The sequence below is a fragment of the Faecalicatena faecalis genome, from assembly GCF_012524165.2.
Taxonomy (GTDB): Bacteria; Bacillota; Clostridia; order Lachnospirales; family Lachnospiraceae; genus Faecalicatena_A; species Faecalicatena_A faecalis.
On record NZ_JABACJ020000005.1, the window covers coordinates 190,131 to 201,576 of the forward strand.

Genomic DNA, 11,446 nt, shown 5'->3' on the forward strand with positions numbered 1-11,446 from the left:
ATGCGGTATTATACAGATATTCATTCTTATCAGGGAAACAAAAGAACGGCTGTAACGCTGGGAAAGTTCGACAGCCTTCACAGAGGACATCAGAAGCTGATTAGCACAGTGAAAGAGGCGGCTGCGGCAGAGCACTTGGAAAGTGTCGTGTTTTCCTTCGACATGAAGCGGGAATCACTGCTTACGAATGAAGAGCGCAGGGCCCATCTTACAGACCAGGTGGACTGCATGATACAGTGTCCTTTTACCCGGGAAATCCGGGAGATGGAAGCGGAAACATTTATAAAAGAGGTGCTGTCAGAGCAGCTTCACGCTTCCTACATCGTTGTAGGAAGGGATTTCCACTTTGGACACGGCAAGCGCGGTGACGTGCATATGCTGGCAGAATATGCAGAGGTATATCATTACCATCTGGAAATTCTGGACAAGGAACAATATGCCGACCGGGAAATCAGCAGCACTTATGTCAGGGAGGCACTTGCATCTGGTGATGTCAGCCTGGCAGGAGAGCTTTTAGGATATCCCTACCATATGACCGGAATCGTAGAACATGGCAGACGTCTGGGACGTACACTGGGATTTCCAACTATGAATGTGGCTCCGGCAGAGCGTAAGATTATGCCGAAATTTGGAGTATACGCCTGCAGAGTTCAGATTGACGGACAGTGGTACTGCGGAATCGGCAATGTTGGGATTAAGCCGACGGTTGCCGAAGAGCCTCGGCTTTTAGTGGAGGTCTTTGTGTTTGATTATGAAGGAAATGCCTACGATAAAGAGATTACCGTAGAATTTTGTGCGTTTGAACGCCCAGAGACGAGATTTAAATCTGTGGAGGAGCTCAAGGCACAGGTAGATAGAGATATTGCATTTGGCAGACAATATTTCCAAATGCTTAAGATGGATGTATAGAGAAAGAGATTAGGTAGGTACAAATGAGTATAACAACTATTTTTCTACTGTTAGGGGGACTCGGATTATTCTTATTTGGGATGACGATGATGAGCGACGGGCTGGAAAGAGTTGCCGGCGCACGTATGCGTTCTATCCTGGAATTTTTTACAAAGAACAGATTTGTCGGAATGCTGGTCGGAATTTTGTTCACGGCCGTGGTCCAGTCATCGAGTGCAACTACAGTGATGGTCGTAAGTTTTGTCAACTCAGGGCTTATGAATCTGTATCAGGCTGCCGGAGTCATCCTGGGGGCCAATATCGGTACAACGGTCACCGGTCAGTTGATTGCGTTTAATCTTTCAGACATTGCCCCGTTATTCGTCATCATCGGTGTTGTGATGTTCATGTTCAGTAAAAAGCAGAACGTAAAGAAAATAGGCGGAGTGATCCTGGGATTTGGTATCCTTTTTATGGGATTGAGTACGATGAGTGATGCAATGTCCTCATTGAGGGAATCTCCACACATGGTGAGTCTGCTGAAATCACTGACGAATCCTTTGGCGGCGATTCTGGTCGGATTCGGGATAACGGCAGTGCTGCAGAGTTCCTCTGCGACGGTAGGTATCGTGATTCTGATGGCTTCACAGGGACTCTTGAATTTCCCAATCTGCTTCTTCTTGATTTTGGGATGTAACATGGGGTCATGCGTGTCTGCTCTGATAGCCAGTCTCGGAGGAAAAAAGGATGCGAAGAGAGCGGCATGGATTCATTTTTTATTCAATATTGTGGGCTCTTTGATTATTTTTGTAATTTTGATGTTCGCATTGAACCCAATTGCTGATGCTATCATGCGGGTATCTGGCGGCAATCCGGGCAGGGCAGTAGCCAATGCACATACATTGATTAAAATCTGCGAGGTGATTTTCCTGTTCCCGTTCATGAACTGGGTGGTAAAAGCGACCTATGTGATTATTCCGGGAGAGGATGCATCACCGGAAGATGCTTATGAACTGAAATATATCGGGAAGAGTACAATGATCACGCCGACGACGGCTGTGATCGCAGTCATTCACGAGCTGGAGCATATGGGAGAGCTGGCAATCGAAAATCTGAAGCGCGGGATGGATGCCTTATGTACACTGGATGAGGAGAAGATCGCTGAGGTCTATAAACAGGAGGGCTACATCGATTACCTGAATAAAGCGATTACCAATTATCTTGTGCGCATCAATGAGATGGATATTCCGATCGCAGATGCAAAGATGGTAGGCGGCCTGTTCCATGTGGCGAATGATATTGAACGAATCGGAGACCATGCAGAAAACTTTGCGGACTCCGCAAAAATGCGGATCGAGCGGCACATTTCCTTTAGTGAAAAGGGCGTTAAGCAGTTGCAGGAGATGATGGATCTGGTTGAGAAAACACTGGAATATTCCTTCGACATGTTCGCGAACCGCAGTCAGGCCCATATGGCCGAGGTGATCGCGCTGGAGGATGAGGTCGATGAGCGCGAGAAAAAGCTTCAAAAAGCACATGTAAAGCGTCTCACAAAAGGCAAGTGCAGCCCGGAGGCTGGGATGATCTTTTCTGATACGATTTCAGGCCTGGAACGTGTGGCCGACCATGCTACGAATATTGCATTCGCGATATTAGAGCCGCAGGATGTGGATGAATTGGAAGAAGATGAAGAGTAGGATGCGGCGGCAAGAAGGTTCAGGAATGTATCAAAGTATGAGTCAGAAAATAAATCAGTAAAAAAATACTGCTTTACATACCGAAAGTCTTATGCTATACTTAGCAAGTATGAATTCAGCCGGTGTTCGGTAATCGGATCACTCCGACCGTTGCTTAATGCCAGGCGGTCTAACAAAGAAAATAAAAGGAGGAAACAAAACATGATCGCAAAAGAAAAGAAACAGGCAATCATCGCAGAGTATGGAAGAAGTGAGGGAGATACAGGATCTCCAGAGGTACAGATCGCAATTCTGACAGCTAGAATCAACGAACTGACAGATCACTTCAAAGCAAACCCGAAGGATCACCACTCAAGAAGAGGACTTCTTAAGATGGTAGGACAGAGACGTGGTCTGCTTGCATACCTGAAGAAGACAGATATCGAGAGATATCGTACATTGATCGAAAGACTTGGATTAAGAAAATAATCCAGACAATAGTCAGACAGCAAAAGAGTTCCAAGGCGGGAAAAACAGCCTTGGAACTCTTTTTAGATTCGTATAATGATAATATTCTGAAAATAGGCTGCAAAGGGGCCTGACCCCTTTGAAAATCCCTTGATTAAAGTGAATGCCTATGCTATAATATTTAAGATTGCGGACAGGTTACAAGTACCCGAGACCACTGAAAAGGATATTAGTGTTCTAATGTGTTTTTCAGTAGTTTCGGAGTCTCCTGCCGCGAAGTATGTATTTTATATATAAAAGGAGAACGATATGTTTAAAAAGTTTGAAATGGAACTTGCAGGCAGAACTCTGCGAGTAGACGTCGGCAGAGTAGCTAAGCAGGCAAATGGTGCCGTATTGATGCACTACGGAGACACAACTGTGCTTTGTACAGCAACAGCATCTGAGAAACCGAGAGAGGGGATCGACTTCTTCCCTCTGAGCGTAGAGTATAATGAGAGATTATATTCTGTAGGTAAGATTCCGGGAGGATTCAATAAGAGAGAGGGAAAGGCATCTGAGAATGCGGTTCTGACATGCCGTGTGATTGACAGACCGATGAGACCTCTGTTCCCGAAGGATTACAGGAATGATGTGACATTAGAGAATCTGGTAATGTCTGTAGATCAGGACTGCAGCCCGGAACTGACAGCGATGCTTGGTGCAGCGATTGCAACGAGTATTTCTGATATCCCGTTTGACGGACCGATTTCTACCACACAGGTAGGTCTGGTTGACGGAGAATTTGTATTCAACCCGACAGCAGCGCAGAAGGAAGTATCTGACCTTGCGCTGACAGTTGCTTCTACCAAGGAGAAAGTCATCATGATCGAAGCAGGCGCTAACGAAGTGCCGGAAGCACAGATGATCGAGGCGATTTTTGCTGCACATGAACTGAACCAGAAGGTAATCGCTTTTGTTGAGACCATCGTTGCAGAATGTGGAAAGCCGAAGCACACATATGAGAGCTGCGCTGTACCGGAAGAGTTATTCGCTGCAATCAAAGAGATCGTACCTCCGGCAGAGATGGAAGAGGCGGTCTTTACAGATGACAAGCAGACAAGAGAAGAGAATATCCGTGTCATCACTGCTAAATTAGAAGAAGCTTTTGCTGAAAATGAAGAATGGCTTGCTGTACTTGGCGAGGCTGTTTATCAGTATCAGAAGAAGACCGTCAGAAAGATGATCTTAAAAGATCAGAAACGTCCAGATGGACGTGCAATCGATCAGATTCGTCCTCTGGCTGCAGAGACCGACCTGATCCCGAGAGTACACGGTTCTGCAATGTTCACACGTGGACAGACACAGATCTGTACCATTACAACTTTGGCACCATTATCTGACGCACAGAGAATTGATGGCCTCGATGAAGCGGAGACTTCTAAGAGATATATGCACCACTATAACTTCCCGTCCTACTCTGTAGGTGAGACAAAACCATCCAGAGGACCTGGACGCCGTGAAATCGGTCATGGTGCGCTGGCTGAGAGAGCATTGATCCCGGTACTTCCAAGTGAAGCCGAGTTCCCATATGCAATCCGTACCGTATCTGAGACATTTGAGTCCAACGGTTCCACATCACAGGCAAGTATCTGTGCATCCAGTATGTCACTGATGGCTGCAGGCGTGCCGATCAAAGCAGCAGTAGCAGGTATCTCCGCAGGCCTGGTAACCGGTGATACAGATGATGATTACCTTGTACTGACCGATATTCAGGGGCTGGAAGACTTCTTTGGAGACATGGACTTCAAGGTTGCCGGTACACACAAGGGTATTACAGCAATCCAGATGGATATCAAGATCCACGGACTGACAAGACCGATTATTGAAGAAGCAATTGCTGCAACAAAGAAAGCAAGAACCTTCATCCTGGATGAAGTGATGAATAAGACGATCGCAGAGCCAAGAACAGAAGTAGGACAGTTTGCACCGAAGATCATGCAGATGCAGATCGACCCACAGAAGATCGGCGATGTAGTCGGACAGCGCGGTAAGACGATCAATGCCATCATCGAGCAGACAGGTGTCAAGATTGACATCACAGATGACGGTTCTGTATCCATCTGCGGAACAGACAAAGAGAGCATGGATCAGGCAGCAAAGATCATTGCAACGATTACAACAGACTTCGAAGCAGGACAGATCTTCGAAGGAAAAGTAATCAGCATCAAAGAATTTGGAGCATTCCTGGAATTTGCGCCAGGAAAAGAAGGAATGGTACACATTTCCAAGATCTCCAAGCAGAGAATCAACAAAGTAGAAGACGTACTCAAACTGGGCGATGTCGTAAAAGTAGTCTGCCTTGGAAAAGATAAGATGGGACGCTTTAGCTTCAGCATGCGCGACGTAGCAGAGTAGGGGTCGCTCGCGGGGATAACAGCCGGGGCTTTTCAGGATGGCAGGTACTGGTTGGAATGCTGACCGTTTGTTAAGGAATACTATGGAATATAAAAGCCGGAAATCTGGGCACAGCTGACACATCACGGGAAAATTGATATTTTCCCGCTCTGGGTCAGCCGAAAATGTGATTTGGAATCACATTTTCTCCCAGATTTCCGGCTTTTCTATTCCAAGAATTCCTAAACGCACTCTACGCATCCCACCCAGCACCTGCCATCCTGAAAAGCCCCGGCTGCTATTCCCGTTCGCTAGGCACATCAAAGGGGACAGCGGGGCGGACAGAAGAAGGAAGCACCTTAGAATTCCGCTACGGTGGTATAAGGTATCTTACGTTTTCCTTCAGGAAAACAAAAGATACCTAATGTGCCGCATACGCCTCCGGCCGTAAGCGCGCCGACTTGTTCCGGTAAGAATTCCCACCGGAGAAAGGAATCCTTCCGCTTGGAAGCACCTAGCTGCAAAGGGGGCATGTCCGGGTGCGGGGCATCTTGCAAAGATTAGGGGGACTTAAGCGAAAAAGCAGAAAAAGAGGGACAAAAATCGTGATCACAAATCACGATTTTTCCTGGACCCTGAGATCAAAATCATCAGATTTTGGGCTCAGTGTTCAGGTCGTCCCCCTTTTTCTGCTTTTTCACTTTAGTCCCCTTTATCTTCGCATACAGCCCTGCACCCGGACATGCCCCCTTTGCAGCGGATGTTTCTTTGCCCCCCCATTCATTTCCCCCAAAATTCTATTCATAATTTTAGATTCCTCTCATATATTGTTTAAAGAGGTGGACAAGATGAATGAGTTAAACAGAAAACGGCAGATCCTTCAGGTGCTTGCTCGTCCCATCCGTTCCGTGATAGAGGATGAAGATCTGGATTTTGAGAAGGTACAGGAAATCCGGCTTCGGATTGGGAAACCTCTGATGGTGGTCTATGATAATGAGGAGCGGATACTGCCGGGCGGGCAGAAAGAAGGACATGTGGTCACAAAGGAGGAAATCAGGGAGACACTGGAGTACACCAGCCATTATTCTCTCTATGCATACGAACATGAGATGAAGCAGGGATTTATTACGATTGAAGGAGGACACCGTGTGGGTGTAATGGGAAAAGCAATTTTAGAGAATAATCATGTGAAGAACTTACAGTACATTTCTTCTGTGAATATCAGGATGTCCCATGAGGTCTTAGGATGTGCAGACCGGCTTCTTCCGTTTATCACGAAGAACCGGCAGGTGTGCCACACCTTGGTGATTTCACCGCCGCGCTGCGGGAAAACAACGTTGATTCGAGACCTGATCCGGCAAATCTCGGATGGAAATACATATGTGAAGGGATGTACGGTGGGGGTCGTGGACGAACGGTCGGAAATCGGAGGCTGTTACCTGGGGGTAGCCCAGAATGAGTTGGGAATGCGTACCGATGTGCTGGACTGCTGTCCAAAGGCGGAAGGGATGATCATGCTGATTCGGTCTATGGCCCCACAGGTGATCGCGGTCGATGAGATCGGATCTACGGAAGACATCCATGCCATCGAGTATGCTATGCAGTGCGGCTGCAAGATGATCGCGAGCGTACATGGGCTTACCATGGATGAGGCGCACGAGAAACCTGTGCTTGGCAGGCTGATAAAGGAACGCAGATTTGAACGTTATATTTTACTGGGAAATGAAAAACGGCCTGGAGAGGTGAAGGCAATCTACGACGAACGGGGGAGCCTTCTATGCAGAGATTTATAGGGAGTCTGCTTATCATCGGTGCCACAACAGGGGCAGGAGTCGCATATGGTACCGAGCTGCAGCGGTATTTGGAAAAACTACTGTACATCCGGCATATTGTGTACATGCTCAAGGGCGAGATCGAGTATGCCAACGCACCATTGGGAGAAATCTTCGCCCGTGTTGCCGTCCGAGTCAAAGAGCCCTTTCGAAGCTGGCTTCGGGCCATGGAGAAACAGATAGAAGACAGGGAGGAAGCAGAATTTGCCAGGATATGGAACCGCTCCATTGACCGGTACTTAAAAGAACTTCATCTGAAAAGTGCGCATTCTATCCAGCTAAAGGAGCTGGGGACATTTCTGGGACAACTGGATGGAGATACATTGGGAAGAACGATGCAGCTATACTTGAACCGGCTCGAGCTGGAGATTGAAAAGGTAAGGGAAGGGATGGCGGCAAAGAAAAGAATCAGCAACTGTCTTGGCGTGATGGGAGGGGTTTTTCTAGTTGTCATATTGCTGTAAGAAGAGCAAACCGCAGAATCAATACATATGCAGGAGGAATCCATGACCATTAATCTGATATTTAAAATTGCGGCAGTCGGGATCTTGGTCTCGATTCTGAGCCAGGTACTAAAACACAGCGGGAGAGATGAACAGGCATTTTTGACAAGCTTTGCAGGGCTGATTCTGGTACTTTCTTGGGTACTGCCTTATATTTACGATTTGTTTTCATCTATCAAACAATTATTTTCCCTGTAAAAGTAGAGTATCAAAAAAAGTCTGTCTAGGGCAGAGGGGGGAGCGTTTTTATGAACATGATCCAGATTGGTGTGATCGGCGTGATCGGGGCGCTGTTATCGATCCAATTCAAGGGCGGGAAATCAGAATATGGAATCTATATGAGTGTGGCGATCAGTATTCTGATCTTCGCCTGTATTGTAGACAAGCTGGAACTTTTTGTGAGGACGGTCTCCCAGGTCAGCCAGTATATTAAGATCGATACAAGCTATCTGGCAGCCATGCTGAAAATGATCGGAATCACATATATTGCTGAGTTTTCTTCCAGTGTCTGTAAAGATGCGGGATATCAGACAATCGCGGTCCAAATCGAGATTTTCAGTAAACTCACAATTCTTGCCCTGGGGCTTCCGGTACTGCTTGCACTGCTTGAGACAATCCGGGAGTTTTTGGCATGAAGTGGAATCGAAAAAGGAATCAGGTAAAGGATCAGAAAAAGAAATGGCTCTCTGGACGGCCCTTTTCCTTTTTATTGGTGATGATTCCGGTTTTTGGCCTCATCTTAAGTGGATGTAATCCCGGTGGTTCCCGAATGTCTGTTGTATATGCTAAAGACGAGGGTTTGGCGCAAGAGGAGGAAGAATACGACTACGATGCACTGGAAGAGGAGACGAAAGAGAAGATCTTTTCCGAGTTTGATTTTACAGAAATTGATGAAAGTCTGAAAAAGATTTTTCCGGGCGATAAGATGGGCTTTCAGGAGCTGGTGACATCTTTGATCAGCGGGGAAGGGAAAAATGCAAAGGAGCTGGTCATGCAGTTCGTGTCAGACCAGGTGAGCTATGAGTTCCGTTATAATAAGCAGAATCTGGCATATATGCTGTTGATTGCTATCATTGCGGCGGTCTTCACGAATTTTTCGAATGCATTCCAGAACAAACAAGTCTCAGAAATCAGCTTTTATGTCCTATATATGCTGTTGATCACCATGTGCCTGAATGCATTCAGAATCGCAATGACCGGGATAGAAGGACATCTGGAGCTGCTTTTAGATTTCATGCGGGTGCTGTGTCCCAGCTACTTTCTGGCCGTGGCGATTGCGTCAGGAAGCAGCAGCTCTCTGATTTTTTACAACATCGTACTCTTTCTTATTTATATAGCAGAGACGCTGATCTTAAGATTCCTGCTTCCTATCGTGAATATCTATATTATGGTACAGGTGATGAACTACCTGGCAGGGGAGGAGTATTTGTCTCAATTTGCTGAACTCCTGAAAAAAATAATCTCCTGGATTCTAAAGACACTTGTGACCTGCGTGATTGGAATCAATGTAATCCAGGGAATGCTCGCTCCGGCAATCGATGCACTCAAACGAAGTGCCATTACCAAGACGGCAGAGGCCATTCCGGGAATTGGAAATGCAATCGGAGGCGTGACGGATGTGGTCCTGGGGACGGCCGTCCTGATTAAAAATGGAATCGGGATGGCAGGGGCGGCGGTGATGATCGCCATCTGTGCGGTCCCTATCCTGCAGATGGCAGTCATGACTCTGTTGTATAAACTGGCGGCAGCCCTGGTACAGCCGGTATCGGATAAGCGGATTACCGGATGCATAAGCAGCGTGAGTGAAGGGTATGAGCTTTTGGTCAAGGTCGTATTTTCCACCGGAGTACTGTTCCTGCTTACAATCGCTGTCGTAACGGCATCTACCACATAACGGCATCTACTGCACAATTACATCTGCCATATCACAGGAGGGAAAAGGAAATGTTTGACTTTCTATTTGAATGGATTCAGAATCTTGCATTTTATCTGGTCATTATTACAGCCGTAGTTCAGATCCTTCCTGGAAAAAGCTATAAAAAATATATCCAGTTCTTTTCCGGGCTGGTCATGATACTTTTGATGTTGACGCCTATCCTGAAGTTAGCGGGAACGGAGGCAAAATTTTACGAGCTGTACCACAGCAGGGAATATGAAATGGAGAAAGCAGAAATCGAAAGATCAGAAAATTATCTAAAAGATGTGGATTTCCTGGATTTTCTGCCAGAAGAGTATCAGGCAGAGAAGAGTGGGGAGAAGGATGCAGTCCAGAATAAAGTAGAAGTGGAGGAAATACGCTTTGGACAATAAATGGAAAGACATCTTCAATAAGATGAAAGAAAAGGCGGTACTTCCGAAGAAAAATCAATTGCTGATTCTTCTGCTGATTGGAATCCTGCTTGTTGTCATCGCTATTCCGACTCCCGGAAAAAAGAAAACAGAGGAAGAAAGAGATGGATCAAGGACATCGTCCAAAACCATGGACGGTAATTATCCAGATTCGAGCGAGGAATATGAGGAATATCTGGAGAACCGTGTTGCACGGACATTAGAATATGTGGAGGGGGTGGGAAAAGCGGAGGTCATGATTACATTAAAGTCCTCTGGGCAGAAAATCATAGAGAAGGACCAGCAGAATACAAGCCAGAAGACAGACGAGGAGGACAGCTCGGGTGGAACCAGAAGTGTACAGGACAATACAACAGATAAGACCAGTATTTACGAACAGGGATCGGACGGCTCACAGTCACCCTATGTGAGCAAAGAACTGACACCGGAGATCGCAGGAGTAGTCGTGATTGCAGACGGCGGAGATAATGCGGTGGTGGTACAGAATATTACAGAAGCAATCCAGGCATTATTCGGCGTAGAGGCGCATAAAATTAAAATAATGAAAAGGACTGATACATAAAAAGGAGGATTCCAAGTGAAGCGTTTATTTAAGAAGAATCAGATCATCATTACTACTTTGGCAGTTATGATTGCCATTGCCGGATACCTGAATTATTCAGGGCGGCTGTTCGGAGAATCAGACAAGGGTACGACAGAGGCAAATGCGGAGCTGGCGAACAAGGAGCTGCTCGACATTTCGGAGGAAGATATAGAAACAGGTACAGGGGATATTGCCAGCAATGATTCCGATGTAGACGGCACCCCAGGCGAGGCGGTACTGACAAACAGCGGTGCTGACACCACAGTGGCTCAGGCAAAGGTAGCCAGGGAACAGGTCCGCGCACAGAACAAAGAGACTCTTCAGGCAATTATTGATAACACGAACATCAGTGAAGACGAAAAAACAGATGCAGTTGCACAGATGGTAAAGATGACAGAACTTTCTGAGCAGGAAGTGGCAATTGAAACGTTAATGGCATCCAAAGGATTTTCAGATTCTGTAGTGAGCTTGACGGAAGATTCCGCAGATATCGTTGTGGACAGTGCGGAGCTGACCGATGCAAACCGCGCCCAGATTGAGGATATTGTTACAAGAAAATCAAATATCTCCCCGGAAAATATTGTGATCACACCGATTCATGCAGCAAGCGAGTAAGGTGCCTGCAAAGTATCTGGAAATATTCTGCACAATTTATGGACATAAATAATAGAGAACAGTGTAAAAAATCTGGAAATTGGGCAGAATATTTCCAGTAAACAATTGCGGCAGAACCTTACTTATGTTAAAATTATTCAATGTGCTTAGTTGGAT

12 protein-coding genes are annotated in these 11,446 nt (G+C 46.3%); all 12 read left to right on the forward strand.

Annotated features, from left to right (window positions below):
* The 12 genes from HGO97_RS07935 to HGO97_RS07990 all read left to right on the forward strand — a co-directional run bounded on the left by HGO97_RS07935 (position 1) and on the right by HGO97_RS07990 (position 11,290).
* The gene (locus tag HGO97_RS07935) at positions 1-909 is read left to right on the forward strand and encodes a bifunctional riboflavin kinase/FAD synthetase (protein WP_216240770.1); all 909 of its coding nucleotides are present in this window, start codon (positions 1-3) and stop codon (positions 907-909) included.
* A 23-nt stretch (positions 910-932) separates the two neighbouring features.
* On the forward strand, positions 933-2,585 hold the full coding sequence (locus HGO97_RS07940) for a Na/Pi cotransporter family protein (protein ID WP_216240771.1): 1,653 nt from the start codon (positions 933-935) through the stop codon (positions 2,583-2,585).
* A 201-nt stretch (positions 2,586-2,786) separates the two neighbouring features.
* Entirely contained in the window at positions 2,787-3,053 is a 267-nt protein-coding gene (rpsO, locus tag HGO97_RS07945) for a 30S ribosomal protein S15 (RefSeq protein WP_216240772.1), read from the forward strand.
* A 288-nt stretch (positions 3,054-3,341) separates the two neighbouring features.
* Positions 3,342-5,429 (forward strand): polyribonucleotide nucleotidyltransferase, encoded by a 2,088-nt coding sequence (locus HGO97_RS07950; protein ID WP_216240773.1) that lies wholly within the window; start codon positions 3,342-3,344, stop codon positions 5,427-5,429.
* 827 nt (positions 5,430-6,256) lie between these two features.
* Positions 6,257-7,201 carry a stage III sporulation protein AA gene (spoIIIAA, locus tag HGO97_RS07955; RefSeq protein WP_216240774.1) on the forward strand — a complete coding sequence of 315 codons (945 nt, stop codon included), beginning with the start codon at positions 6,257-6,259 and terminating at the stop codon, positions 7,199-7,201.
* Positions 7,186-7,704, forward strand: coding sequence for a stage III sporulation protein AB (locus tag HGO97_RS07960; RefSeq protein ID WP_216240775.1), 519 nt, complete (start codon positions 7,186-7,188; stop codon positions 7,702-7,704). Before spoIIIAA ends, HGO97_RS07960 begins: the two co-directional genes overlap by 16 nt.
* Before the next feature lie 42 nt (positions 7,705-7,746).
* Complete coding sequence (gene spoIIIAC, locus HGO97_RS07965; RefSeq protein ID WP_216240776.1) at positions 7,747-7,941, forward strand: stage III sporulation protein AC; 195 nt, start codon at positions 7,747-7,749, stop codon at positions 7,939-7,941.
* Positions 7,942-7,991: 50 nt separating this feature from the next.
* Positions 7,992-8,378 carry a SpoIIIAC/SpoIIIAD family protein gene (locus tag HGO97_RS07970; RefSeq protein ID WP_216240777.1) on the forward strand — a complete coding sequence of 129 codons (387 nt, stop codon included), beginning with the start codon at positions 7,992-7,994 and terminating at the stop codon, positions 8,376-8,378.
* On the forward strand, positions 8,375-9,637 hold the full coding sequence (locus HGO97_RS07975) for a stage III sporulation protein AE (protein WP_246597352.1): 1,263 nt from the start codon (positions 8,375-8,377) through the stop codon (positions 9,635-9,637). Before HGO97_RS07970 ends, HGO97_RS07975 begins: the two co-directional genes overlap by 4 nt.
* 50 nt (positions 9,638-9,687) lie before the next feature.
* Positions 9,688-10,053 (forward strand): stage III sporulation protein AF, encoded by a 366-nt coding sequence (locus HGO97_RS07980; RefSeq protein WP_216240778.1) that lies wholly within the window; start codon positions 9,688-9,690, stop codon positions 10,051-10,053.
* Positions 10,043-10,654 carry a stage III sporulation protein AG gene (locus HGO97_RS07985; protein ID WP_246597353.1) on the forward strand — a complete coding sequence of 204 codons (612 nt, stop codon included), beginning with the start codon at positions 10,043-10,045 and terminating at the stop codon, positions 10,652-10,654. The genes HGO97_RS07980 and HGO97_RS07985 overlap by 11 nt, the downstream gene beginning before the upstream one ends.
* A 15-nt stretch (positions 10,655-10,669) precedes the next feature.
* A complete protein-coding gene (locus HGO97_RS07990) occupies positions 10,670-11,290 on the forward strand; it encodes a SpoIIIAH-like family protein (protein ID WP_216240779.1) in 621 nt (206 codons plus the stop codon).
* Positions 11,291-11,446 lie beyond the last annotated feature (156 nt).

What these genes read in the sequence shown, in the direction of transcription:
- HGO97_RS07975 (WP_246597352.1), top strand. Translation starts at nt 8,375, where the DNA reads ATGAAGTGGAATCGAAAAAGGAATCAGGTAAAGGATCAGAAAAAGAAA.
- spoIIIAC (WP_216240776.1), top strand. Translation starts at nt 7,747, where the DNA reads ATGACCATTAATCTGATATTTAAAATTGCGGCAGTCGGGATCTTGGTC.
- HGO97_RS07980 (WP_216240778.1), top strand. Translation starts at nt 9,688, where the DNA reads ATGTTTGACTTTCTATTTGAATGGATTCAGAATCTTGCATTTTATCTG.
- HGO97_RS07950 (WP_216240773.1), top strand. Translation starts at nt 3,342, where the DNA reads ATGTTTAAAAAGTTTGAAATGGAACTTGCAGGCAGAACTCTGCGAGTA.
- HGO97_RS07960 (WP_216240775.1), top strand. Translation starts at nt 7,186, where the DNA reads ATGCAGAGATTTATAGGGAGTCTGCTTATCATCGGTGCCACAACAGGG.
- spoIIIAA (WP_216240774.1), top strand. Translation starts at nt 6,257, where the DNA reads ATGAATGAGTTAAACAGAAAACGGCAGATCCTTCAGGTGCTTGCTCGT.
- rpsO (WP_216240772.1), top strand. Translation starts at nt 2,787, where the DNA reads ATGATCGCAAAAGAAAAGAAACAGGCAATCATCGCAGAGTATGGAAGA.
- HGO97_RS07940 (WP_216240771.1), top strand. Translation starts at nt 933, where the DNA reads ATGAGTATAACAACTATTTTTCTACTGTTAGGGGGACTCGGATTATTC.
- HGO97_RS07935 (WP_216240770.1), top strand. Translation starts at nt 1, where the DNA reads ATGCGGTATTATACAGATATTCATTCTTATCAGGGAAACAAAAGAACG.
- HGO97_RS07970 (WP_216240777.1), top strand. Translation starts at nt 7,992, where the DNA reads ATGAACATGATCCAGATTGGTGTGATCGGCGTGATCGGGGCGCTGTTA.